This is a genomic window from Pseudomonas sp. EggHat1, assembly GCF_014892995.1.
In the GTDB taxonomy this organism is placed as follows: Bacteria; Pseudomonadota; Gammaproteobacteria; order Pseudomonadales; family Pseudomonadaceae; genus Aquipseudomonas; species Aquipseudomonas chaetocerotis.
Map to the genome: position 1 here is coordinate 1 of NZ_JACKQK010000023.1, position 25,380 is coordinate 25,380.

A 25,380-nucleotide genomic window follows, 5' to 3' on the forward strand; every position below is an offset into this window, starting at 1 on the left:
GTCGTCGCCTGCATGCGGAAATTGCTTACCATCCTCAATGCGATGCTCCGTGATCAGGCTCATTTCAGGCCTCAAGTGGCTTGACGCTGAACACGGTTGCTCGCCCGTGAGGGGCGAAACCAAGACGAAAGATCGACACGCCAATGATCTTGGCCCGGATATAAATAGCGCAAAAAGAACACACAAACTTGCCAGTCCGGTATCAACCTGCCTTTCACCGAAGTGCCTTTCTCTGCCAAAGCGAAACGCGTCGACGTTCATCTAACTGTCACATTCGTTTCATAGAGTGGTCACGTGGCCTGCAGATACTTGGGCCCGTTCCATCCAACACTATCCTGCTAGGAGCAAGGCATGAAACTGAAGCGTTTGATGGCGGCCCTGACTTTCGCCGCCGCTGGCGTAAGCGCCGTATCTGCTGTAGCCGCCGTCGACCCGGCTCTGCCGACCTATGAAAAGACTTCCGGTGTGTCGGGCAACCTGTCCAGCGTCGGTTCCGATTCGCTGGCCAACCTGATGACCCTGTGGGCAGAAGAGTTCAAGAAGAACTACCCCAACGTCAACATCCAGATCCAGGCCGCCGGTTCTTCCACTGCGCCACCCGCAATGACCGAAGGCACTGCCAACATGGGCCCGATGAGCCGTCCGATGAAGGACAGCGAAATCCAGGCCTTCGAAGAGAAGTACGGCTACAAGCCGACCGCCGTGCCGGTTGCCATCGACGCCCTGGCTGTTTTCGTGCACAAGGACAACCCGATCAAGTCGCTGTCCATCGAGCAGGTTGACGCGATCTTCTCCAGCACCCGTCTGTGCGGTGGCGCCAAGGACATCACCACCTGGGGTGATCTGGGCATGACCGGCGAATGGGCTGGCAAGCCGATCCAGCTGTTCGGTCGTAACTCGGTATCCGGCACCTACGGCTACTTCAAGGAAGAAGCCCTGTGCAAAGGTGACTTCAAGTCCAACGTCAACGAGCAGCCGGGTTCGGCCTCGGTGGTGCAGTCGATCTCCAGCACCCTGAATGCCATCGGTTACTCGGGCATTGGTTACAAGACCTCCAGCGTCCGCGCCGTACCGCTTTCCAAGGGTGGCGAAGCCTTCGAGGCCAACGAAGAGAACGCTCTGGCTGGCAAGTTCCCGCTGGCTCGCTTCTTCTACGTCTATGTCAACAAGGCGCCGAACCAGGCCCTGAGCCCGCTGGACGCCGAATTCATCAAGCTGATGCTGTCCAAGCAGGGTCAGGAAGTGGTGATGAAGGACGGTTACATCCCGCTGCCGGCCAAGGTGGCCGAGAAGACCCTGAAGGAACTGGGTCTGTAAGCCTGGCTTCGCGCTAGAGGATGTAAACGACGCGGCCCGCCCTCCTTGGAGTGGCGGGCTTCGTCATGTCAGCTGGCTGTAACCTTTCTGTCATACAAGCCCGTTAGATTGACAAGCCTGGGCAGCCGCATGCGCTGCAATCAAGCCCGCGCAGAGACTTCTCGCATGAACGACTTGGCAAACGAATCCGTGAACCGATCACAGAATCCCCTGGGTATCGACTTCAATACCCCCGCCCTGCAACGCAAGCGCCGCCTGCGTGCGCTGAAGGATCGCCTGGCGCGCTGGTACGTCTCCATCGGTGGTCTGGCTGTGCTCGGCGCCATCACCCTGATCTTCTTCTACCTGGCCCATGTGGTGATGCCGATGTTCCAGGGCGCCGAGATGAGCCCGCGCAAGGCCCAGCAACCGGCCTGGCTGGCCGAGGCGCAGGCGCCGCTGCTGCTGGCCATGGAAGAGCAGAACCAGGTGGCCATGCGCCTGGACCGTGCAGGTGGCGTACAGTTCTTCAACCTGAAAAACGGCGAGGCGATGAGCCGCGTGCAGTTGCCGCTGGCCGAAGGCGTCAGCGTCGCCTCTGTCAGCCAGGACCAGCCGGGCAGTCGCCGCGTCGCCCTTGGCCTGTCCAACGGCCAGGTACTGGTGCTGCAACACAACTACAAGGTGACCTACCCGGACAACGTGCGCATCATCGCGCCGCAGATCGACTTTCCCTACGGTGAGCAGCCGATCCAGCTGGACCCGCAGGGCCGTCCTCTGGAACATGTGGCGCTGAACCTCAACAGTGGCACCCTGATGCTGGCCGGCTCTACCGGCAGCGAGTTGCACCTGATCGCGCTGAGCCGCGAAGAGAACCTGTTCACCGGCGAGGTCAGCCTCGGCGAAGATCGCATCAACCTGCCGCAGATCGCCGACCCCATCCAGGAGCTGATCCTCGATCCGCGCCAGCTGTGGCTGTACGTGATCAATGGCGAGTCCACCGCCGACGTCTTCGATCTGCGCAAGCGCAGCCTCAACGGTCGCTACGAACTGCTCAAGGACGCCTCCAATCGCATCACCAGCGCCACCAGCCTGCTGGGCGGCATCTCCATCATGCTGGGCGACGCCAAGGGCGGTATCCAGCAGTGGTTCATGGTGCGCGATGCAGACGGTAAATCGACCTTCCAGCCGGTGCGCAGCTTCCAGCTGGGCAACAGCGCCATCACCCAGATCCTCCCCGAGGAGCGTCGCAAGGGCTTCATGGCGCTGGATGCCGACGGCCAGCTGGGCATTTTCCACAGCACCGCGCACCGCACCCTGCTCAAGCAGCAGGTCGCCGAAGGCAGCGCCATTGCCGCCCTGTCGCCGCGCGCCAGTCGTGTGCTGGTCGAGTCGGACGGCACGCTGCAGCGTTTCGTGGTGGATAACCCGCACCCGGAAATTTCCTGGAGTTCGCTGTGGGGCAAGGTCTGGTATGAAAGCTACCCGGAGCCGGATTACGTCTGGCAGTCGACCTCCGCCAACACCGACTTCGAATCCAAGCTGAGCCTCTCGCCGCTGGCCTTCGGTACTCTCAAGGCGGCGTTCTACGCCATGCTGCTGGCCGCTCCGTTGGCCATCGCCGCGGCGATCTACACCGCCTACTTCATGGCGCCGCGCATGCGCACCAAAGTCAAGCCGGTGATCGAGCTGATGGAGGCCCTGCCGACGGTAATTCTCGGTTTCTTCGCCGGCCTGTTCCTCGCGCCGTTCCTGGAAAACCACTTACCCGGCATCTTCAGCCTGTTGTTGCTGACACCTGTCGGCATTCTGCTCACCGGCTTTCTGTGGACCAAGCTGCCCGAGAGCATTCGCCACCGCGTGCCCGAAGGCTGGGAGGCTGCGCTGCTGATCCCGGTGGTGATCGCTGTGGGCTGGATTTCCTTGAACATGAGCGGTCACCTGGAAAATTGGCTGTTCGATGGCAACATGCGCCTGTGGCTGACCAATGACCTGGGTATTCCGTTCGACCAGCGCAACGCACTGGTGGTCGGTCTGGCCATGGGCTTCGCGGTGATCCCGAACATCTACTCGATTGCCGAGGATGCCGTGTTCAGCGTGCCGAAGAGCCTGACCTTCGGCTCCCTGGCGCTCGGCGCGACGCCCTGGCAGACCCTGACCCGCGTGGTGATCCTGACTGCCAGCCCCGGTATCTTCTCGGCGCTGATGATCGGCATGGGCCGTGCGGTGGGCGAGACCATGATCGTGCTGATGGCCACCGGCAATACGCCGATCATGGATATCAACATCTTCGAGGGCATGCGTACCCTGGCCGCTAACGTCGCTGTGGAAATGCCCGAGTCGGAAGTCGGCGGAACCCACTACCGCGTGCTGTTCCTCGCCGCGCTGGTGCTACTGATGTTCACTTTCGTGATGAACACTCTGGCCGAGCTGATTCGCCAGCGACTGCGAGTCAAGTACTCGAGCCTGTAAGACATGCCTGCGCAGCAGGCCAACTGATGACTCTCTCCCTCCGGGAGAGGGTGCCCGCAGGGCGGGAGAGGGTAGCGTGAACAGCACGGACCCTCTGCCCCGGCCCCTCTCCCGCTTGCGGGGGAGGGGAGGTAAAGAATGATTTCATTCAAGGTGTGATGCCGTGAAACAGAACAACCTGAAGTCCTGGTACAAGAGCGGCGCCCCGGGCGTATGGATGAGTGGTGGCGCGGTTGCCATCGCCATCATCATGACCCTGGGCCTGCTGATGGTCATCGCCACCCGTGGCCTGGGCCACTTCTGGCCGGCCGACGTGATCGAGGCCGACTACCAAGTGCCTGGCCAGGAAGCCCGGGTGATGGCTGGTGAGATCACCCAGATCGAGGAAGTGCCGCGCGCGCGCCTGGCCGCTGCCGGTATGCCGGTGGCCGAGGAAGGCGGCGAGTTCATGACTCGCGAGTTGCTCAAGGTGGGCAACCGTGAACTGTTTGGTGCCGACTTTAGCTGGGTGATCGGTGAGTGGCTGAGCAACCCGCGCACGCCGGCCGAGCTGATGGTGGTGGAGCGCCGTGAGTGGGGCAACATGTATGGCTACCTGGTCAACGTCAAAGAGAACGGCCAGATAGTCGCCGAAGGTGAAGCGGCCTGGACCGAACTGCAGAAGCGCATCGAGCGTGTTGATCAGTTGCATGCTCAGTTGTCGCGTCTGGAGAAGAAGGACATTGGCCGGATCAATCACGGCATCGAGCGAATCCGTCTGGAGGGGCGCAAGCTGGAGTTGCAGGGCAAGCTGGATGCCGCCGCCCAGGCCGCCCTGGATCAGCGCCGTGCCGCACTGGATGCCGACTACAAGGTGCTGGAAGCGCAGATTGTCGAGCTCTATCAGCAGTTCAACCGCGACAGCATGACCGTGCGTGTCAGCGACGGCCGCGAGAGCGATATCGTTCTGGGCAAGGTGGTGCGGGCCTTCCGCCCGAATGCCATGGGTACTTTCGACAAGCTCGGTTTCTACGCCATGAAACTGTGGGAGTTCGTCAGCGACGAGCCGCGTGAGGCCAACACTGAAGGCGGGATCTTCCCGGCGATCTTTGGCACCGTGCTGATGGTCATGCTGATGGCGGTGATCGTTACCCCGTTCGGCGTGATCGCGGCGGTCTACCTGCGTGAATACGCGCATCAGGGCGCACTGACCCGGGTGATCCGCATCGCGGTGAATAACCTGGCCGGCGTACCTTCGATCGTCTACGGCGTGTTCGGCCTGGGCTTCTTCGTCTATGTGCTGGGCGGTTCGATCGACAGCCTGTTCTTCCCCGAGTCCGCGCCGGCGCCGACCTTCGGCACGCCAGGCCTGATGTGGGCCTCGCTGACCCTGGCGATCCTGACCCTGCCAGTGGTGATCGTCGCTACCGAGGAAGGCCTGGCGCGGATTCCGCGTGCAGTGCGCGAAGGTTCGCTGGCGCTCGGCGCGACCAAGGCCGAGACGCTGTGGAAGGTGGTCATCCCGATGGCCAGCCCGGCGATGATGACCGGCCTGATTCTCGCCGTGGCACGTGCCGCCGGTGAGGTGGCGCCGCTGATGCTGGTGGGTGTGGTGAAACTGGCGCCGACCCTGCCGCTCAACGGTAACTACCCTTACCTGCACCTGGACCAGAAGATCATGCACCTGGGCTTCCACATCTACGACGTCGGCTTCCAGAGCCCCAACGTCGAGGCCGCGCGTCCGCTGGTGTACGCCACGGCGCTGCTGCTGGTGATCGTTATCGCCCTGCTCAACCTGACTGCGGTCTATATCCGTAACCACCTGCGCGAGAAGTACAAGGCGCTGGATCACTAACGCAGCTACGAGTCGCGCGCCGCCGGCGCGCAGCTTGCAGCTTGTAGCTACGAACGGAGTGAGTTTATGCAACACGAAACCCATACCCACGGCATCGATATGGCCGCCCTCGGCCGCGACAAGCAGAGCCTCAGCCTGGCCAACGAGACCACGGCTATCGAAGTGCCGGGTCTGAACCTGTATTACGGCGAGAAGCAGGCGCTGTTCGACGTCAAGATGGACATCCCGCGTCAGCGCGTGACGGCCTTCATCGGCCCGTCCGGCTGCGGCAAGTCGACCCTGCTGCGCACGTTCAACCGCATGAACGACCTGGTCGACGGTTGCCGCGTGGAAGGTGAGATCAACATCGACGGGCGCAACATCTACCGCAAGGGCGAGGACGTGGCCGAGCTGCGTCGCCGCGTGGGCATGGTGTTCCAGAAGCCCAACCCCTTCCCCAAGAGCATCTACGAGAACGTGGTGTATGGCCTGCGCATCCAGGGCATCAACAGCAAGCGCGTGCTCGACGAGGCGGTGGAGTGGGCACTGAAGAGTGCGGCGCTGTGGGATGAGGTCAAGGACCGTCTGCATGACTCGGCACTCGGTCTGTCCGGCGGTCAGCAGCAGCGTCTGGTGATCGCCCGTACCGTGGCGGTGCAGCCGGAAGTGCTGCTGCTCGACGAACCCTGCTCGGCACTCGACCCGATCTCCACGCTGAAGGTCGAAGAGCTGATCTACGAGCTCAAGAGCAAGTACACCATCGTCATCGTCACCCACAACATGCAACAGGCGGCGCGTGTCTCCGACTACACCGCGTTCATGTACATGGGCAAGCTGATCGAGTTCGGTGACACCGACACGCTGTTCACCAACCCGGCCAAGAAGCAGACAGAAGACTACATCACCGGTCGTTATGGCTAAGGCCATGGCAAATACTCCCTGGCTTTGTCGGGCGCCGTACTGTCAGCGCGCGCCCTTCGCGCCAGAGAGCATTTTCCAAGGGCCTTAGAGCTGAAACTCAACGTGTAGGGTGCGCTGTGCGCACCATGGCCACCCAAGCTGGCAGCTTTCGCGGAGCGAAACATGATCAACAAAGACAACCTTACCCAGCACATCTCCCAGCAGTTCAACGCCGAGCTGGAAGAAGTGCGTAGCCACCTGCTGGCCATGGGCGGCCTGGTGGAAAAGCAGGTCAACGACGCCGTCACCGCGCTGATCGAGGCCGACTCCGGCCTGGCCCAGCAGGTCCGTGAGATCGACGACCAGATCAACCAGATGGAGCGCAACATCGACGAGGAATGCGTGCGCATCCTCGCCCGTCGTCAGCCGGCGGCTTCCGATCTGCGTCTGATCATCAGCATCTCCAAGTCGGTGATCGACCTCGAGCGCATCGGTGACGAATCCACCAAGATCGCCAAGCGCGCCATCCAGCTGTGTGAAGAGGGTGAGTCGCCGCGTGGCTATGTCGAGGTTCGTCATATCGGCGATCAGGTGCGCAAGATGGTGCAGGAGGCGCTGGACGCCTTCGCTCGTTTTGATGCCGACCTGGCCCTGTCGGTGGCGCAGTACGACAAGACCGTCGACCGCGAGTACAAGACCGCGTTGCGCGAGCTGGTCACCTACATGATGGAAGATCCGCGTTCGATCTCCCGCGTGCTCAACGTGATCTGGGCGCTGCGCTCGCTGGAGCGCATCGGCGATCATGCGCGCAACATCGCCGAACTGGTGATCTATCTGGTGCGTGGCACCGATGTGCGCCATATCGGCCTGACCCGCATGCGTGAAGAGGTCGAGGGCAAGTCCAACGACTGACGCCTGCTTCGTGCTGACGGCCCGGGACTTCCCGGGCCGTTTCGTTAGCGCGATTTGTTGCGTGTCTGGCGTTTTCCGTTGGCCTTAGGCCACTGGCCATGACTATGCTTACTGCCATTCGTACAGGAGTGGCCGATGAGCAAAGTCAGTGTGCTGGTGGTGGATGACGCGACCTTTATCCGTGATCTGGTCAAGAAAGGGCTGCGCGATAATTTCCCCGGCGTACAGATCGAGGAAGCGATCAATGGCCGCAAGGCCCAGCAGATGTTGAACCGTCAGGTGGTCGACCTGATCCTCTGCGACTGGGAAATGCCGGAGATGTCCGGCCTCGAACTGCTGACCTGGTGCCGCGAGCAGGACAACCTGAAAACCACGCCCTTCATCATGGTGACCAGCCGTGGTGACAAGGAGAACGTGGTGCAGGCGATCCAGGCCGGTGTTTCCGACTACATCGGCAAGCCATTCTCCAACGAACAGCTGGTGACCAAGGTCAAAAAGGCCCTGCAACGGGCTGGCAAGCTGCAGGCGCTGATGTCCAGTGCGCCGCCGAAGATGCTGAGCACGGGTGGCTTCGCCAACGACTCGCTGGCCGCACTCACCGGCGGCAAGGCGGAGGTGGTAAAGCCCAGTGCGCCCACGCCGGCCCCTGCCGCGCCGAGTGCGGCACCTGCCCCGGCCGCCGCAAGCAAGTCGCCGGCCGGTCGTGGTCAGGGGCAGCTGCGTTTACCGGTAGGTAGCATGGCCTGCGTGATCAAGGCGCTGAGCCTCAAGGAGGCATTGCTGGTGGTCAAGCGCACCGAGCAGCTGCCGCAGGTGCTGGAGAGTGCGGTGCTCGACCTGGAACAGGGCGAAGCCGCGGAAACCGCGCGGCTCAATGGTTACCTGCACGCGGTGGCGGCATTCGAACCCAAGCCCGACAGCGAATGGCTGCAACTGACTTTTCGCTTCGTCGACCGCGACCCGCAGAAGCTCGACTACCTGTCGCGGCTGATCGCCCGTGGCACCGCGCAGAAGCATTTCAGTCCCGGTGCCTGAACGGCACGTGCGCGTTGGTTTTCATCCGCCCGGCAGCCCGCCACAGAATTCGCAGCGTCGACGGTGGCTACCCGACCGGCGGCGGTGAGCCGGTTCACAGCCTGACGGTCGGTCTCTCGCGCGCACCGTGTTGCGCTGCTAGTCTTGCTAACCCGGATATCAAAAAGCCATAAGATCCGAGTCGTTATGCTAGGGCGTCTGATTATTCTCTGCAGTCTGTTGGCCTTTCACGGCCAGGCCGCTGCGCTGACCATCTACAAGTACGTCGACAAGAACGGCGTGGTGACCTATAGCGACCAGGCTGCGCCTGGCGCGCAGGTGTTCGTGTTCAACGACCGCATGGTCGAGCGCCTGGACAATCAGGTGAAGCTGGAAACCAAGAAGCACGAAGCCGGTGAGACCCTGCTGATTCGCAATGACCTGTACGCCCCGGTTGAAATCGAACTGAAGCTGGAGCAGGTACAGAACGCCGTCGGTGCGCCGGACAAACCGATTCGCTGGGTGCTGCCACCGCGTAGCAATATCCGCCTGGCCACCCTCGCCCCACAAGATGTATCCAAGCCGCTGCGCTACAAGCCGAGGTTGCGCTACGCCCTCGGTGATCCGCGTCTGCAGCCGAGCATCCACCGTTATCCGCTGCCCTGGCGTGGCGGTCCGTTCCGTCAGACCCAGGGCGCCAATGGCACCTACAGCCATTTCACACCCAAGGGCCGCTATGCGGTGGACATCGCCATGCCCGAGGGAACGCCCATCGTCGCCGCGCGCGGTGGTGTGGTGGTGAAGACCGAGAACCAGCAGAGCGGCCGCGGCAATAATCCGGCCGGCAACTTCGTGCGCATTCTGCATGACGACGGCACCATGGGCGTTTACCTGCACCTGATGAAGGGTTCGGTCGCCGTGCGTGAAGGCCAGCGGGTGGAAACCGGCAGCCGCTTGGCGCGCTCCGGCAATACCGGCAACAGCACCGGCCCGCACCTGCATTTCGTGGTGCAGCGCAATGTCGGTCTGGCCGTCGAGTCCATTCCCTTCAACTTCCGTCAGCCGGTCAACAGCCTGCCGAACTTCGCCGTCGGCGGCGAATAGCGCGGTAAAGCCAGCCGGCTGCACTCTTCCCCGAAAATCCCGGCGCAACCCTGTCGCGCGCTCGCGCATTGCTGGGGTTTCCGTTGTTGCGCCGTGCCGCCGGTGCGCATGGCGCACCCTACGGGGTATGTGCGCACCTTGGGGCTCATCGGTATCGGTAGGGTGCGCCGCGCGCACCACGACTGCGGCTGAGGCTGTGGTTTGCCATTGATGCACCAGACGCTCTGCGGCGTTTTCCTTAAGTCACACCCCTGTGCTGTCGCCTTTGTAATCGGTACGTCCGCCGTCTGCGTGACGCAGGCGGAAGTTGGCCTTCCGCTCGTCGTTCAGCAGTGTGCAAGCGGAAAGGATCTTTCACCTGGCGGAACGCCTAAAGCCCTCTAAATCAGGGGTTTCAGCTGTTGGCACCGCTATTGCTATCTCACAGGAAAACGGGTGTCCGACTATGGCTATCGATTCAGATTACGTTCAAAGCATGGCGACCCAACTGGCCCAATACGAAGTTCAGGGCCAGTTGGCCAAGGCCAACCGCAACCAGGCCGCCTATAAGGCGCAGCTTGGTGCCCTGACCAGCCTGGATACCGCGCTCAAGGCCTTCAAGACGGCTGCCAGCGGCCTCAAGCTGGCCGGCAGCAGCATGCTGGTCAACAGTGCGAGCTTCAGCCAGGAGGGTTATGCCAGCGCTACGGTGGGCTCCAAGGCCGTGGCCGGCAGTTACGATTTTTTCGTTCAGCAATTGGCCAGCAAGAGCCAGGTTGCCCTGCAAGGGCTGCAGGACAGCGACCTCGGTAGCGGCAGCCTGACCATCGGTCAGGGCGGTGACGCGTTCAATATCGACCTCAGCGCCGCCGCCACGCTCGACGAACTGGCCGCAGCCATCAACGGCGCGACCGACAACAATGGCGTCAAGGCGACCCTGGTGCGCAGCAATGGCCAGGTCAACCTGGTGCTGACCAGCGAGAAGACCGGCGCCGACCAGGCCATCAGCCTGAGCGCCACTGGCAACGCCGCCTTCGAGGGGGCGGTGGCGGGTCGTCAGGAGCTGTCGGTCGCCAAGGATGCCATCGTGCGCCTGGGCGGCGAGAGCGGTATCGAACTGACCAGCACCAGTAACACCTTCGACAACGTCATCGATGGCGTCAGCCTGACCTTCACGAAGGCGCACAAGAGCGGTGACGCGCCGCTGACCATGGAGGTCGGTCAGGACCAGAAAGCCACCAAGGAGAAGGCACAGGCCTTCGTCAGCGCCTTCAACGCCCTGATGAGCAGCTTCGACTCGCTCACCTCCAGCGGTGGCGAGAGTGGCGGTCGCGGGCCTCTGGCCGGTGATGCCAGCGTGCGCGCCATCGAGGGCATGCTCAACCAGTTGGTGCGCACCTCCTTCGGCGGCGTGAGCCTTACCGAGTTCGGTATCGCCGCCGACCGCAACGGCAAGCTGAGCATCGACAACGCCCGCTTCGAGAAGGCCATTGCGGCCAACCCGGAAGGCTTCGAGAAGCTGTTCACCGACAAGGGCAACCTGCTCGACACCCTGGACAAGAACCTGGCGCTCTACACCAGCAGCGCCGGCGGCCTGCTGACCAATCGCAAGGACACCCTCAATACCCAGCTGCGCCGTGTCGATCAGCAGTTCGACACCATCCAGAAGCAGTACGACTCCCACTACAGCCGCTATCTCCGTCAGTACACCGGTCTCATGCAGACCATGGCGGCGATGGAGCAGACCTACGGAATGTTCTGATGAGTGCCTACAACCTCAACGAAAGTTACGACAGCTATCGCACCGTGGACCTCGAGGCGCGCGCCGCTGCGGCCTCTCCCTACGAACTGGTGCTGGTGCTGTTCGACGGTCTGCTCGATGAGCTGGCGCGTGCCCGTGGCCATATCGAAGGCAAGCGTTACCAGCAGAAGGGCCAGTCCCTGGAGAAATGCCTGAACATCCTGGGCGGCCTCAATGGTGCCCTCGATTACGAGAACGGCGGCGAGCTGGTGCAGGGCCTGGCGCGGCTCTACGACTACTGCATCTATCGCCTCTCCGATGTCAGCGTCAGCCTCTCGCTGGAAGGCTTGGACGAAGTGGTCGGCCTGCTCGGTGTGCTGCGCGAAGGCTGGGAAGGCGTGAATGCAACACGCAAGTGAACTGCGCGCGCTGCAGCAACTGCACGCGCAGTTGGCGCAGGCGTTGGAGCAGGCTGACTGGACGCGGATCGGCGAGATCGATGCGGTGATCCGTTCCTGCCTGCAGCTGCTGGCCGGGATGCCCAGCTTGAGCGACGAGGTGCGTGAGGCCAAAGGGCAATTGCAGCAGTTGCACGGACAGGCGCGTATCGCCTGCGCCGAAGAGTGCGAACGGGTGCGTCGGCTACTGCTGATGCACCTGGAATACGCCGAAGGGCGCAGCGCTTACATGCGCGTCGATCTGTATCAAGGTGGGAGATAAAAGGTGCTGCAACTGATCAATGCCAATGCTCAGGTCAACCTGAGTGACTCCGTCGGGCAAAACCTGCCGGCCGGGTTTGCCCAGGCTCGGAGCGCTGGCGGTGAGACTCCGCCGTTCGATCTGCAGATGGCCGTGCAGGCGTTCACCGCCGCCGAGCGACAGGCGCCACTGGATGAAGACGCTACTGCGGTGAAGTTCACCCTCAGCGAAGCGGATGCCGAGCAGTGGCTGGCCAGCGTACTGGACCAGCAGACGGTGCGTATCGAGGCGCGTGAAGCACCTGAGCAATCGCTGCAGGACGGCCCGGAGCCGCTCGAGCAGCCCGTGGCGTTGCCGGCCGAGTTCCTCAGCCAGGCGCAGCTGCAACCGCGTGAGCAGTTGCCAGCCCAGCCGTCGCACAGCGCCAGCGCTGCCGCGCTCAGCCAGCAAGCGTTGTCGTCCCAGGTAGCTGCGCCCGTGCCGCAGATGGCAGCCGAGATTGCGATACAGACGGCAGCGCCGGCGATGGCGAGTGAAGTCATCGAGACGACCGATCTCGAACGCCTGGCCAGTGTCAGCACGGATGCAGATAGAGCGATTCCCGGCACCGCCACTTCCTCTGCCGCGACTGCTACGCCAATGACTGCCGAGCGGCCGCTCAAGCCGCATGCGCCGCAGACGCAGTGGGGCGAGCAGATGTTGGCCAGCCTGCGCGAGCATGTGGAGCTGCAGATCAACCAGCGCATACAGAACGCCACCATCCGCCTCGACCCGCTGGAGCTGGGTAGCCTGGAAATTTTCCTCAGCCATGAATCGGGCCGCCTCAGTGTGCAGCTCTCGGCTGCCAACGCCGATGTCGCCCGCCTGTTGCAGCAGACCAGCGAGCGTCTGCGTCAGGAGCTGGTCGGGCAGAACTTCGTGCAAGTCAACGTGCAGGTCTCCGCCGATGCTCAGGGCGGTCGTCAGCAAGGCCAGCCACGCCAGGCCTGGCAGGGCGAAGAGCCGGTGCAGGCCGCCAGCCTCACCACGCCGACCCGCGAACGCGGCAACCCGGATTCCACCAGCGACGTGCTGGTCACCGTTTAACCCTTTGCAAGTGGATCGAGAACCAACCATGACCATGCCGCGCATCATCCTGCTGCTGCTTATCTTCAACACCCTGGTGGTGATCGGCGGCACCGTCTTCAACTACGCCACGCTGCGCTCGATGCAATCGGGCCAGCCTGTGCTCGGCCTGTCTGCCGGTGGCGCTGCGGCGGAAGAGGCGACCAGCGAGTACCGTTTCTTTCCCATCGAGAAGGTCATCGTCAGCCTGAAGGGGGAGAACCGCGAGCATTACTTCGTGCTCGATCTGGTGCTGCAGGCCGACCTCGAAACCGATCCGAAGAAGCTCGAGCAGATCGACCCGATGGTGCGCAACTCGGTGGTCGCCCACCTCTCTGCCATGACCTTCGAGAAGCTGCGTGGCATGCCCATTCCAGAGTTGCAGAGCACGCTGGAAAGCGCGCTGTTCGATGACTTCGCCAGCAAGAAGCTGGCGATGCCGTTCGCCAACGTGCTGGTCAGCAAACTGATCGTCCAGTAGGTACCGTCGCCATGAACGCCAACTGCGCCATTGACTACCGCTACGCCGCCGAACAGGGCGGGGCTGCGCTGTTCGCCCCAGGGGCCGAGCAGAAGTGGCTGTTGCAGTACCTGCCGCTGGTCAAGCGCATCGTCAGTCAGCTGGCGTTGCAGGCCAACCAGGTACTCGACCGCGAAGATATGGAACAGATCGGCCTGATGGGCTTGCTCGAATGCCTGCGCCGCTACGGCACGCCGGACGAGCAGTTCGGTCGTTTCGCCGCGCTGCGCATACGTGGCGCGATTCTCGATGAACTGCGCCGCCAGGACTGGCGCCCGCGCCAGGTACGCCAGCAGACCCACAGGATTCGCGACGCCATTCGCCAGTTGGCGCGGCAACTGGGTCGTGTGCCGCAGGAGGAGGAAATCCTCCAGGCGACCGGGATCAGTAGCAAGGATTACCAGGAGTTTCTCCAGGCCGATGCCTGCGAAGCGATCGAAAGCCTCGATGAGTTGCTGCAGAACGGTCACGAGGGCTTTGCCTGTGGCAGCAGTGCGGTCGAGGACCGCGTGCTCAAGGAGCGCCTGCTGACTCAGGCGCTGAGCCAGCTCAGCGAGCGCGAACGACTGGTGCTGACCCTTTACTACCAACATGAGCTGAGCCTCAAGGAAATCGCCCTGGTGCTGGAGCTGAGCGACGCGCGCGTCTGCCAGCTGAGCAAGCAGGCGATCGCCAAGGCCAGTCGCTACCTGAACGAGAGAGGCTAGGGTGCAGAAGTTATTAGGTGCATTGATCATCGTCGCCTGCGTGCTCGGTGGCTACGTCATGGCCCATGGCGAGCTGGCCATGCTCTGGCAGCCGGCCGAGGTGATCATCATCATCGGCGCGGGCTTTGGCGCCTTGGTGGTGGCCAATCCCAAGGACGTGCTGATCGAGATGCTGCATCAGATCAAAGGCGTGTTCGTCTACAAGAAGCGCGGCGAGGAATTCCAGCGCCAGTTGCTGATGATGCTCTATGAGCTGCTGGAGATGGTCGATGTCGGCGGCCTCAAGGTGCTCGACGCGCATATCGAGGAGCCCGAGCAGAGCGAACTGTTCGCCAAGTACCCGCTGATCCGTCAGGAGAAGAACCTGATGGCCTTCATCGCCGACAACTTCCGGCTGATGGCCATGGGCAAGATCAGCGCCCACGAGCTCGAAGGCTTCCTCGAGCAGGAGCTGGAGGCGATGGAGCATGTGCTGATGCAGCCGTCGCGCTCGCTGCACAAGATCGGCGAGGCCATGCCGGGCTTCGGCATTCTCGCGGCGATCCTCGGCATCGTCATCACCATGGGCAACATCGGCGGTTCGGTGGCCGAAATCGGTGCCCACGTGGCGGCGGCGCTGGTGGGCACCTTCCTCGGCATCTTCATGTGCTACTGCGTGATGGATCCACTGTCCAGCGCCATGGGCCAGTGCATCAAGACCGAGATGTCGGCACTCGAATGCGTGCGCACCACCCTGGTCGCTCACGTTGCCGGCAAGCCCACGCTGCTGGCGGTGGACGCCGGGCGCAAGCTGATCGAACAGGACGTCAAGCCGGCGTTCAAGCAGCTGGAGATCTGGGTCAACCGTTACGAAGATGAAAGGGATGCGGCATGAAACCGCGTGCCGGTGAAGGCCATGAAATCATCATCAAACGTCGTAGCAAGAAGGGTGGCCACGACGGGCATGGCGGTGCCTGGAAGGTAGCCTTCGCCGATTTCACCATGGCCATGATGGCGCTGTTCATGGTGCTGTGGATCATCCAGCCGCAGACCCAGGACGCCAGTCGTGCCAATGCCGACATGCTGAACAACCCGTTGGTCGATGGTGGTGCCGGCATCTTCGATGGCACCAGCACCACGCCGCTGGACCTCGATGGTGTGCCGGTGCAGGTCAGCCCACGCCAGGACCGGGAAAACCAGGCGCGCACTCCCCAGGAGGATCCGGGGGCTGAACTCGGTGATGGCCAGCCTGGGCCCGCCCGTCGACCGCACTATGCCGAGTCGCAGCAGATGCAGGATCTGGCCAAGCTGATGGAGGCGCTGGCGCTGCAACTGGATGCCGAGGCCAATATCGAAGTGCAGGTGGTGCCGCAGGGGTTGCGTATCCTGATCAAGGACGATGCCCAGCGCTTCATGTTCAGCCGCGGCAGTGCACGGCTGGACCCGCATTTCGCCAGACTGCTCGAGCGTCTGGCCGCCATTCTGGCCAAGGTCGACAATCACCTGATCATCAGCGGCCACACCGATGCCACGCCCTATCGTGGTGTCGTCGGTGGCTATAACAACTGGAACCTGTCCGGCGATCGCGCACTGCGTGCACGCAACGTGATGGTCGAGGCCGGTCTGCCGCCCGGCACCGTGTTGCAGGTCACCGCTCAAGCGGATGGCATGCCCTTGTTGCCGAAGGATCCGGAGAACGGTGCCAATCGACGTATCGAGCTGCTGTTGCTGACCAGTCAGGCCGAAGGCCTGTACCGCGAGTTGTTCGGCGAGGCCCAGGTGCGCGTGGAGTACCGCGCCGAGGGTGCGCAGCTCAGCGCGCCGGAGTCCTGAGTCGTGACCCGCCTCGCTCTACAGATTACGTGCCGGGCAGTAGATCTGCCGAGTCTCCAGCGCATAGAGACAGCCGTCGAAGCTGGTCAGGCGAATGGTCGAACCCTTGTGTCGGCCATAGAGCAGGTTGAACACCAGTTCGTCGTCGATTTCGCTGGCCAGCCCGGTGACCTGGCCGTCTTCGACGCGCAGCCGGTAGTTGCCGAGGAAGCCGTACTCCACCACGCCCGAGGTCTCCAGGATGCTGTCGCCCTGCCGGGTCATGGCATAGAAACGACCATGGTTGACCTGCAGGCTGTGGCTGATCTCCAGGACCTGACCGTTGCTCAGATGCACCTGGCCGGTGGACTGGTAACGACCGTCGAGTTCGGCGCTGGAGATGAAGTTCAGCCACAGCACGAGCATGCTCAGCAGCATCGCCAGGGCCGTGGCGAGCATGGTCAGCAACCAGCCGCCGCTGATACCGCACTGTTTGCCCTGGCTCATGGCAGGCACCTGCTCAGTTGGGCATCGGCCACCTGATTCAGCTGGCTTTCGTGCAACATCAGCGAGCGTGCACCACCGTTGGCCTGCAAGCACAGCAGTTCATAGAAACCGCCGCGCAGGCTCAGCACCAGGTTGGCCGGTTTGCTGGCCAGTACCGTAAGCCTGCTGGTCAGGCCGTGAGTCTGCAGAATCAGCTGCTGCAGTCTGTGCGGGTCCTGATCGATGTAGCGCACCTGAAGTGGGCCCAGGTTCATTTCGCTGCTGTGCAGATCTTCGGGCTGGCTGATCGTGTACAGCGCCGCGAACAAGGCGATACCGACGATGCTGAACAGGCTCAGCAGCATCAGCCAGGATGCCCGCTGACGGCTGTGGCGGCGCAGAAACGCTGGCTGCGGCGCCGGCGTGTCGAGGGGTTCGCTGACAGCGCCGATGTCGTCAATGCTCGGCGGATAGACCAGATAGTTGGGGTTTAGCAGATAACCGCGGCGCGGCAGGGTCTGGATGATCTCGCGGCTCTTTTCGTCGCCCAGCACCTGGCGCAGGGTGTAGATCTGCTGGTTGAGGCTGCCCTGGCCGACAACCCGATCGGCCCAGGCATGGCTCATCAGTTCCTCGCGCGAAACCACTTCGCCGGGCTCCTGCAGCAAACGCTCGAGCAGGCGGCTACCGGAATAGCCAAGATCGATCTTCTCTTCGATGCCGCTCTTTACCAGGGTCAGCTGATACAGCGCCGGATAGAAGTGCGCGTAACAATCGCTGCGCCCGGTCTTGATTATCAGGCACGTAATGTTGCTTTCCGGCTCGGCTAGCGGGGTTTCGGGGCTGGTGTTCATGCGGTCCTTGAGACGAGCGGCAATTCCATGCGGGAAATTTCCCGGCGACAGACGGTCGGCATTCTGGCGCCAGGGAAATGCACTGGCAAGTCTTGTGCCAGCTGCTTGTTGCTGGAGGCAGGTTGCCGTTCGCTGGGGGCGCTTGCTCAATACTAGCCAGTCTGTGGGTGAAGTCGACGATATCGCCGAGATTCGCCGAAGCCGCATCGATCATGTCTCGGTTTGATGACAGTTGATCAACGTGCCTGATAAGACGGGATGGAGCGGTGGCCGGAGGCAACAAGAAACGCCCCGCTGGAGCGGGGCGTTGGGGGGGAAGCGGCGCAATCCCTTGCGCCTGGATGACGCGGGATCAGCCCAGCAGGGACATGACCATGCCCGGCATCTGGCCGGCTTGCTTGAGCATGGAGATGCCCGACTGCATCAGCATGGAGTTCTTGCTCATGTTGGCGCTTTCCTTGGCGAAGTCGGCGTCCATGATGCGACCCTTGGCCATGTCGGTGTTGTCCTTCATGTTGGCCAGGTTGTTGGCAGTGTGGTTCAGGCGGTTGATGTTGGCACCGAAGGCAGCACGCATGGCGCCAATGTCGTCCAGAGCGGTGTTGATGGTGTCGATCATGGTGTTGGCGCCAGCGGCGGTGGCGATTTCGGTACCGGCAGTGCCTGGGGTGGTGTAGTTGCTGGACAGGCCGTCCAGGGCGGTACCCAGGGCAGCGGACTGAGTCGTAGCGTCCAGTTCCAGCGTTTCGGCAGTGGTGGCGCCGATCTGGAAGGTCACGGCGGCGGCACCGAACTTGCCGGTAGCACCGTCAAGACCGAACAGGGCATCGCCAGCGTAGCTGGTGTTGGTCATGATGTTGGCCAGCTCTTTACCCAGCTCGTCGTATTCGGCTTGCAGGGCGTCACGGTCAGCCTGGGCGTTGGTGCCGTTGGAGGACTGGGTGGCGAGGTCTTTCATGCGCTGAACGATATCGGTCATTTCGCTGAAGGCGCCTTCGGCGGTCTGCAGCAGCGATACCGCGTCGCTGGTGTTGCGCATGGCCACGTCCATGCCGCGCGACTGGGCGTTCAGACGGGTAGCGATCTGCAGGCCGGCGGCGTCGTCGGCAGCGGAGTTGATGCGCAGGCCAGTGCCCAGACGCTGCTGGTTGGTGCTCAGGGCGTTGTTGGTCTTGCCCAGGTTGGTCTGGGTGATCAGCGAGGAGTAGTTGGTATGAATCGACAGAGCCATGATGATAATTCCTTCAGTTGAGTGAAGCTGGCTGTGATTGCCTGCTGTAAGTGAAGGGCGACCGGCTTATGGCGCTAATTAAATGGCGCTGGCGATTTTTTCTGCACCTGTGCACCTGCGGCTGGGTACGGGCTGTCCTGCGTAGGGTGTGCTGTGCGCACCGGCTGTTGTGCTGGCGACTCGAGGTGCGCGCGGCGCACCCTGCGGGGCGTCGCGGCAAACGAAAACGGCGACCCTCGGGTCGCCGTTTTGTGAAAACCAGGCGTGATCAGCCGATCTCGATCATCTCGAAATCCATCTTGCCGACGCCGCAGTCAGGGCATAGCCAGTCTTCTGGCACGTCTTCCCAGCGGGTGCCGGGAGCGATGCCGTCATCCGGCCAGCCCTGGCTCTCGTCGTAAATCAGTCCACAGACCACGCATTGCCACTTTTTCATAAAAACCTCAGGCCAATCTCACGGTGTTGCGCGACGCAAGCTACCGCAATTGCACTGATGCGCCAAGCCGGCCGGCGGCAATCGCCGCCAGCCAGTGGCCAACCAAAGGCGGGTCGTGCAGTGCGCGACCCGCCAGACGTCAGCGACTGCTCATCAGTGGATCGGTCAGCGCCATGCCATACATCGCCACCAGCGCGATCACGCCGGCCATGGCGAGATAGTAGAGCGTCGGCAGGATGGTCTTGCGCAGGGTGATGCCTTCGCGTCCGAGCAGGCCAACGGTCGCTGATGCCGCCACCACGTTGTGGATGGCGATCATGTTGCCCGCCGCTGCACCGACCGACTGCACCGCCACCATCATCGCCCCGGACACGCCGATCAGCTCCGCCGCGTTGAGCTGGAACTGCGACAGCATCAGGTTGGACACAGTGTTGGAGCCGGCGATGAAGGCGCCCAGTGCGCCGACCGCCGGCGCGAAGAATGGATACACGCCGCCGACGCTGTCGGCCACCAGTTGCGCCATGGCCACGGGCATCGACATCAGGTCGCTGCCGTTGACGCCCGAGTTGATCAGGATACGCACCATGGGAATGGTGAAGATCAACACGAAGCCGGCGCCGAGCAGGGTTTTGCTCGACTCGCTCACTGCCGCCTTGAGCTCGGGCAAGCGCATGCGGTGCAGGAAGAAGGTCACCAGCACCACCATGCACAGGATGCCACCCGGCAGGAAAAGCGGCTCGATGGTGCCGGATACGCCGGTTTCACCGAGGATATCCTTCCAGCCGAAACTCAGGCTCATCAGGGCTGCCTTCACCTCAGGGAAGGTACGCGAGATCACCAGGAACACGGCGAGCAACAGGTAGGGCGCCCAGGCCATGGGGACGGAGATCGGCGCCTTGCCGGCCACCTCGTCGAGCTTCATCTCGATCTTGCCCATCCAGTCGGACGGCCAGTCCTTGGGATCAGCGAAGTCCCAGGTTTCCTTCGGCAGCAGGAAGCCGGCCTTGGCGGCCGGCACCACGATGGCCAGGCCGACCAGAGCGCCGATCATCGAGGGGAATTCCGGGCCGAGGAACACGCCGGCAGCCATGTACGGCAGGGAGAAGGCAAAGGCGGTGAAGATGGCGAACGGTGCGACGGCCAGGCCTTCCTTCCAGCTCTGATTCTTGCCGAAGAAGCGCGTCATGATCATCACCATGATCAACGGCATCAGCAGACCGATCAGGCCGTGGGTGATGGCCACTCGCGAGTAGATCAGGTGGAAGAAGGTTTCCCAGGTGCTGCCGGTGGCCACCAGTTGTTCGGTGATGCCGGTTCTATCCAGGCCGGCGCCGACACCCACCAGAATCGGCGTACCGACCGCACCGAAGGAGACAGGTGTGGACTGCACCATCATCCCCAGCACCACCGCGGCCAGTGCCGGGAAGCCCAGGGCTACCAGCAGCGGTGCGGCCACGGCAGCCGGGGTGCCGAAACCGGAAGCGCCCTCGATGAAGCAACCGAACAGCCAGGCGACGATCAGCGCCTGCACGCGGCGATCCGGGCTGACATTGGAGAAGCCCCGGCGGATCGCCGAGATACCTCCGGAGTGCTTGAGGGTGTTCAGCAGCAGGATCGCGCCGAAGATGATCCACAGGATCGAGGCTGTGAGAATCAGCCCCTGCAGGCTGGAGGCAATGACCCGGTTGAGGGACATGTCCCAGGCCAGCAGGCCGATCACGGCGGTGAGGACGAACACCAGCGGCATCGCGTACTTGGCTGGCCAGCGAAAGCCGATCAGCAGTACACCCGCTAGCACCAGTGGCACGAAGGCCAGGATGGACAGCAGCGTTTGACTCATGGGTTGGTTCCTTCTTTTTCTTGTGAACCACAATTTTCCGGGGACACCCGGCGCCACGCATCTGGAAGGGCCGGGCGCCACGGCACCGACCTTTCCGCGAGCTACGACGGCAGGGAGCCCCCATCGTCGCGCTCATGCTCGAAAGCCCCGACGGTCAGAAACCGTCAGGGCTTGCTACTGCTCCGTGGAGGCGTCAAGAGCCATCCACGGTTGTTAACCCCCTTGTGTAGGAGCCCCGCCCGGGGCGAAGCTTTTCTCCTGCTTCGCGGCGGGGCGCCGCTCCTACATGATCGGTGAGATGCTCAAACCTCCTCTTTGAAACGCAAACGCCAGGCATGCAACAGCGGCTCGGTGTAGCCGGACGGCTGCTCGCGGCCCTTGAACACCAGGTCACTGGCGGCACGGAAGGCATGGGATTTCTCGAAGCCCGGTGCCATTGGCCGGTAGGCCGGATCGCCGGCATTTTGTCCGTCGACCACCTGCGCCATGCGTTGCAGCGTCTCGCGCACTTGGGCCTCGCTGACCACGCCATGGTGCAGCCAGTTGGCGATGTGCTGAGCCGAAATCCGCAATGTGGCGCGGTCTTCCATCAGGCCGACGTTGTGGATATCCGGCACCTTGGAGCAGCCCACGCCCTGCTCGACCCAGCGCACCACGTAACCGAGGATGCCCTGGCAGTTGTTGTCCAGTTCCTGCTGGATATCGCTGGCGTTCCAGGGCCGTTCGGCGCTGACCGGTACGCTGAGCAGGTCATTCAGCAGGCTGTCGCGCTGACTGGCCAGGTCGATCAGCTCCAGCTCGCTCTGCACCGCCTGCACGTCGATCTTGTGGTAGTGCAGGGCGTGCAGCACGGCAGCGGTCGGCGAGGGCACCCAGGCAGTGTTGGCGCCGGCTTTCGGATGGCCGATCTTCTGTTCGAGCATGGCCGCCATCAGGTCCGGCATGGCCCACATACCCTTGCCGATTTGCGCCCTGCCCCTTAGCCCGCAGGCCAGGCCGACCAGCACGTTGTTGCGCTCGTAAGCCTGGATCCAGGCGCTGGATTTCATATCGCCCTTGCGCAGCATGGCGCCGGCCTCCATGGCGGTGTGCATCTCGTCACCGGTGCGGTCGAGAAAACCGGTGTTGATGAAGGCCACGCGCGCGCTGGCGGCCTCGATGCAGGCCTTGAGGTTGACGCTGGTGCGCCGCTCCTCGTCCATGATGCCCATCTTCAGCGTGTTGGCCGGCATGCCCAGCAACTGTTCGACGCGACCGAACAGCTCGTTGGCGAAGGCCACTTCGAACGGGCCGTGCATTTTTGGTTTGACGATATAGACGCTGCCGGTGCGCGAGTTGCCACGACGCTTGAGGTCATGCAGGGCGATCAGGCTGGTGACCACGGCATCGAGGATGCCTTCGGGAATCTCATGGCCTTCGCCATCGATGATGGCCGGGTTGCTCATCAGGTGGCCGACGTTGCGCACGAACAGCAGCGAGCGACCGTGCAGGGTCAGTTCGCTGCCGTCGGCGCCGGTGTAAGTGCGATCCGGGTTGAGGCGGCGGGTGATGCGCTTGCCGCCCTTGTCCAGCTCCTCGGCCAGGTCACCTTTCATCAGGCCCAGCCAGTTGCGGTAGATCACCACCTTGTCAGCGGCGTCGACGGCGGCCACCGAATCCTCGCAGTCCATGATGGTCGACAACGCCGCTTCCATCAGCACGTCCTTGACGCCCGCTGCGTCGGTGCGGCCGATGGGGCTGCTCGCGTCGATCTGGATCTCGAAGTGCAGGCCGTTGTTCTTCAGCAGCACCGCGCTCGGTGCGGCCGCATCGCCCAGTAAGCCGACGAATTTCTCTGGCTGCGCCAGGGAGGTCTGCGCGCCGCTGCTCAGGGTGACCTGCAACTGGCCGGCGACTACGGCATAGGCGCTGGCGTCGGCGTGCGAGCCCTTGGCCAGCGGCGCCGCCTGATCGAGGAAGGCGCGGGCGAAGGCGATCACCTTGGCGCCGCGCACTTCGTTATAGCCGGGCCCCTTGCTGGCGCCTCCCTCTTCACTGATCGCATCGGTGCCATACAGCGCGTCGTACAGCGAGCCCCAGCGAGCGTTGGCAGCGTTGAGTGCGTAACGTGCATTCATAACCGGCACTACCAACTGCGGGCCGGCCTGGGTGGCGATTTCGCTGTCGACGTTGGCGGTGGTTGCCTTGACCTTCTCCGGCTGTGGCAGCAGATAGCCGATGGTGCCGAGGAAGGCACGGTAAGCGTTCATGTCGCGGATCGGGCCGGGATTGGCGCGATGCCATGCATCCAGCTCGGTCTGCAGGCGGTCGCGCTCGGCCAGCAGTGCACGGTTGCGTGGCGCCAGATCGTGCACCAGCGCGTCGAAACCGCTCCAGAAGGCCGCAGCCTCGATACCGCTGCCGGGCAGCACTTCGTGTTCGATGAACTGCTTGAGCTCGGCGGCTACCTGCAGGCGCTGACATTGCACGCGTTCGGTCATTTTCTGTTCTCCTGTCTATTCGCTCCCCTCTCTCTTTGGGAGAGGGGCTGGGGGTGAGGGGTTATGGCGGTGCGCTGCAAATGCCCCTCATCCGGTAYTTCGTGCCACCTTCTCCCAGAGGGAGAAGGGCATCAGTTGGCGGCTGCGTTGCAAAAGCCCCTCATCCGGCACTTCGTGCCACCTTCTCCCAGGGGAGAAGGGCATCAGTTGGCGGCTGCGCCGCATGTTTGAAGGGCCGCAATACCTGCCTTGGCCACCTGCGCGTCCTGCTCGGCCTTGACCCCGGACACGCCGACGGCGCCCACCACCTGGCCGTCCACCAGCACCGGCACGCCACCTTCCAATGAAGTAACCAGCGGTGCGCTGATAAAGGCCGTACGGCCGCCGTTGACCATGTCCTCGTAACCCTTGGTTTCGCGGCGGCCAATGGCGGCGCTGCGCGCTTTCTCGGTGGCGATGTAGGCGCCGATCGGCGCGCAGCCGTCGAGGCGTTCCAGGGCCAGCGGGTGACCGCCGTCATCGACCACGGCGATGGCCACAGCCCAGCCCTGCTGCTGCGCTTCGCTGCGGGCCGCCTGGAGGATCTGGGCAACTTCGTTCTGGCTGAGTACGGCTTTGTGTTGCATGGCATACCTCGTGTTCGTGGTTTCTCTCCCCTCTCACGAGGGTTCAGTTGTAGGGTGGATGTCGCTTTTTACATCCACCGCTTTGGTGGATCGGTGAAGCGGGATCCACCCTACGGTTAGCGTTCGACGGGCAGGGTTACGCCCTGATCGGCGTGATCACTCCATCGCCTCCTCGATTATCTCGATCCAGTGCCTAACCGGAGTACGTCCGGCACCGTCCAGATGGGTCTGGCAGCCGATATTGGCGGTGACGATGGCGTCTGGTTTGCCGCTTTCCAGGGCGTTCAGCTTGTTGTCGCGCAACTGCCGCGACAGCTCCGGCTGGGTCAGCGAATAGGTGCCGGCCGAGCCGCAGCACAGGTGGCCATCCGGCACGGCGGTCAGGCCGAAACCGAGTCGCGTCAGAACGCCTTCCACTGCGCCGCCGAGCTTCTGCGCATGCTGCAGGGTGCAGGGGCAATGGAAGGCCAGGCGCTGCTCGGCGCGCACCTGCAGTTTCTCCAGCGCCTCGCTTTGCAGCACCTCGACCAGGTCCTTGGCCAGGGCGCTGACCCGCGCCGCCTTGGCGGCATAGGCCGAATCGCCGGCGAGCAGGTGACCGTAGTCCTTGACGAAGGCGCCGCAGCCGCTGGCGGTCTGCACGATGGCTTCGGCACCAGCCTCGATGGCCGGCCACCAGGCATCGATGTTCTGCCGCGCGCGTTGCAGGCCGGCTTCCTGGGCGTTGAGGTGATAATCCACGGCGCCGCAGCAGCCCGCTTCGCGAATCGGCGTGACGCTGATGCCGAGGCGATCCAGCACGCGCGCGGTAGCAGCATTGGTGTTGGGTGAAAGCCCCGGCTGCACGCAGCCTTCGAGCATCAACACGCGGCGCGTGTGCTGCTGCGTCGGGCGCGGCTTGGCTGGGCGAATCTCGCGCGGCAGCTTGGCCTTGAGCGCGGCCGGCAGCAGCGGACGCAGGGCCAGGCCGGTCTGGGTCAGCGTCCTGAACAGCGCCGGTCGTGGCACTACGGCGCGCAGGCCCTGACGCAGCAGGCGTTCGTTCAGCGCTCGCGGTACCGCCTGCTCGACCACTTCGCGACCGATATCCAGCAGGTTGTGGTACTGCACACCGGACGGGCAGGTGGTTTCGCAGTTGCGGCAGGTCAGGCAGCGATCCAGATGCTGCTGGGTCTTGGCCGTGACTTCGTTGCCCTCGAGCATCTGCTTGATCAGATAGATGCGCCCGCGTGGGCCGTCCAGCTCGTCGCCGAGCAACTGATAGGTCGGGCAGGTGGCGTTGCAGAAGCCGCAATGCACGCAGGAGCGCAGGATGCGTTCAGCTTCCTCGGCGCGCGGCAGGCGTTTGGCCTGTTCACTCAAATTGGTCTGCACG

23 protein-coding genes are annotated in these 25,380 nt (G+C 63.1%); 15 read left to right on the forward strand and 8 right to left on the reverse strand.

Going from position 1 to position 25,380, the window contains the following annotated elements; all coding sequences use genetic code 11:
* The first annotated feature begins 351 nt into the window (after positions 1 to 351).
* The 15 genes from INS93_RS23670 (at position 352) to INS93_RS23740 (ending at position 16,073) form a co-directional block, all read left to right on the forward strand.
* The gene (locus tag INS93_RS23670) at positions 352 to 1,317 is read left to right on the forward strand and encodes a PstS family phosphate ABC transporter substrate-binding protein (protein ID WP_160018527.1); all 966 of its coding nucleotides are present in this window, start codon (positions 352 to 354) and stop codon (positions 1,315 to 1,317) included.
* Between the two features lie 165 nt (positions 1,318 to 1,482).
* Positions 1,483 to 3,768, forward strand: a complete 2,286-nt coding sequence (locus INS93_RS23675; RefSeq protein WP_192985766.1) for an ABC transporter permease subunit — start codon at positions 1,483 to 1,485, stop codon at positions 3,766 to 3,768.
* 217 nt (positions 3,769 to 3,985) lie between these two features.
* Positions 3,986 to 5,602 carry a phosphate ABC transporter permease PstA gene (pstA, locus tag INS93_RS23680; RefSeq protein WP_192985782.1) on the forward strand — a complete coding sequence of 539 codons (1,617 nt, stop codon included), beginning with the start codon at positions 3,986 to 3,988 and terminating at the stop codon, positions 5,600 to 5,602.
* A gap of 66 nt (positions 5,603 to 5,668) precedes the next feature.
* A complete protein-coding gene (gene pstB, locus INS93_RS23685) occupies positions 5,669 to 6,502 on the forward strand; it encodes a phosphate ABC transporter ATP-binding protein PstB (RefSeq protein WP_160018524.1) in 834 nt (277 codons plus the stop codon).
* Positions 6,503 to 6,664: 162 nt separating this feature from the next.
* Entirely contained in the window at positions 6,665 to 7,393 is a 729-nt protein-coding gene (phoU, locus tag INS93_RS23690) for a phosphate signaling complex protein PhoU (RefSeq protein WP_072423651.1), read from the forward strand.
* A 135-nt stretch (positions 7,394 to 7,528) separates the two neighbouring features.
* Entirely contained in the window at positions 7,529 to 8,428 is a 900-nt protein-coding gene (locus tag INS93_RS23695; RefSeq protein ID WP_192985767.1) for a response regulator, read from the forward strand.
* A gap of 186 nt (positions 8,429 to 8,614) precedes the next feature.
* Entirely contained in the window at positions 8,615 to 9,511 is an 897-nt protein-coding gene (locus tag INS93_RS23700; protein ID WP_192985768.1) for a peptidoglycan DD-metalloendopeptidase family protein, read from the forward strand.
* 445 nt (positions 9,512 to 9,956) lie between these two features.
* Positions 9,957 to 11,252: a flagellar filament capping protein FliD gene (gene fliD, locus INS93_RS23705; RefSeq protein ID WP_192985769.1), complete on the forward strand. Its 1,296-nt coding sequence runs from the start codon at positions 9,957 to 9,959 to the stop codon at positions 11,250 to 11,252.
* Positions 11,252 to 11,650, forward strand: coding sequence for a flagellar export chaperone FliS (fliS, locus tag INS93_RS23710; protein WP_192985770.1), 399 nt, complete (start codon positions 11,252 to 11,254; stop codon positions 11,648 to 11,650). The genes fliD and fliS overlap by 1 nt, the downstream gene beginning before the upstream one ends.
* Positions 11,634 to 11,951, forward strand: a complete 318-nt coding sequence (locus INS93_RS23715; RefSeq protein ID WP_192985771.1) for a hypothetical protein — start codon at positions 11,634 to 11,636, stop codon at positions 11,949 to 11,951. The genes fliS and INS93_RS23715 overlap by 17 nt, the downstream gene beginning before the upstream one ends.
* A gap of 3 nt (positions 11,952 to 11,954) precedes the next feature.
* The gene (locus tag INS93_RS23720; RefSeq protein ID WP_192985772.1) at positions 11,955 to 13,016 is read left to right on the forward strand and encodes a flagellar hook-length control protein FliK; all 1,062 of its coding nucleotides are present in this window, start codon (positions 11,955 to 11,957) and stop codon (positions 13,014 to 13,016) included.
* Positions 13,017 to 13,044: 28 nt separating this feature from the next.
* A complete protein-coding gene (locus INS93_RS23725; protein WP_074677656.1) occupies positions 13,045 to 13,515 on the forward strand; it encodes a flagellar basal body-associated FliL family protein in 471 nt (156 codons plus the stop codon).
* Positions 13,516 to 13,526: 11 nt separating this feature from the next.
* A complete protein-coding gene (locus INS93_RS23730) occupies positions 13,527 to 14,261 on the forward strand; it encodes a FliA/WhiG family RNA polymerase sigma factor (protein WP_074677658.1) in 735 nt (244 codons plus the stop codon).
* 1 nt (position 14,262) lies between these two features.
* The gene (motA, locus tag INS93_RS23735) at positions 14,263 to 15,135 is read left to right on the forward strand and encodes a flagellar motor stator protein MotA (RefSeq protein WP_074677660.1); all 873 of its coding nucleotides are present in this window, start codon (positions 14,263 to 14,265) and stop codon (positions 15,133 to 15,135) included.
* Complete coding sequence (locus INS93_RS23740; RefSeq protein ID WP_192985773.1) at positions 15,132 to 16,073, forward strand: flagellar motor protein MotB; 942 nt, start codon at positions 15,132 to 15,134, stop codon at positions 16,071 to 16,073. The genes motA and INS93_RS23740 overlap by 4 nt, the downstream gene beginning before the upstream one ends.
* Before the next feature lie 18 nt (positions 16,074 to 16,091).
* Here INS93_RS23740 and INS93_RS23745 read toward each other — a convergent pair whose 3' ends face one another.
* The 8 genes from INS93_RS23745 to glcF all read right to left on the reverse strand — a co-directional run bounded on the left by INS93_RS23745 (position 16,092) and on the right by glcF (position 25,379).
* A complete protein-coding gene (locus INS93_RS23745; protein ID WP_074677664.1) occupies positions 16,092 to 16,559 on the reverse strand; it encodes a hypothetical protein in 468 nt (155 codons plus the stop codon).
* A complete protein-coding gene (locus INS93_RS23750) occupies positions 16,556 to 17,392 on the reverse strand; it encodes a winged helix-turn-helix domain-containing protein (protein WP_192985774.1) in 837 nt (278 codons plus the stop codon). Before INS93_RS23750 ends, INS93_RS23745 begins: the two co-directional genes overlap by 4 nt.
* 352 nt (positions 17,393 to 17,744) lie before the next feature.
* Complete coding sequence (gene lafA, locus INS93_RS23755) at positions 17,745 to 18,623, reverse strand: lateral flagellin LafA (protein WP_160016941.1); 879 nt, start codon at positions 18,621 to 18,623, stop codon at positions 17,745 to 17,747.
* A gap of 268 nt (positions 18,624 to 18,891) precedes the next feature.
* A complete protein-coding gene (locus INS93_RS23760; RefSeq protein ID WP_003242223.1) occupies positions 18,892 to 19,059 on the reverse strand; it encodes a rubredoxin in 168 nt (55 codons plus the stop codon).
* 139 nt (positions 19,060 to 19,198) lie between these two features.
* Complete coding sequence (locus INS93_RS23765; RefSeq protein WP_192985775.1) at positions 19,199 to 20,899, reverse strand: L-lactate permease; 1,701 nt, start codon at positions 20,897 to 20,899, stop codon at positions 19,199 to 19,201.
* Positions 20,900 to 21,201: 302 nt separating this feature from the next.
* A complete protein-coding gene (locus tag INS93_RS23770) occupies positions 21,202 to 23,379 on the reverse strand; it encodes a malate synthase G (RefSeq protein WP_192985776.1) in 2,178 nt (725 codons plus the stop codon).
* Between the two features lie 203 nt (positions 23,380 to 23,582).
* Positions 23,583 to 24,005, reverse strand: a complete 423-nt coding sequence (locus tag INS93_RS23775) for a heme-binding protein (protein WP_192985777.1) — start codon at positions 24,003 to 24,005, stop codon at positions 23,583 to 23,585.
* Between the two features lie 156 nt (positions 24,006 to 24,161).
* The gene (gene glcF / locus INS93_RS23780; RefSeq protein WP_192985778.1) at positions 24,162 to 25,379 is read right to left on the reverse strand and encodes a glycolate oxidase subunit GlcF; all 1,218 of its coding nucleotides are present in this window, start codon (positions 25,377 to 25,379) and stop codon (positions 24,162 to 24,164) included.
* Position 25,380 lies beyond the last annotated feature (1 nt).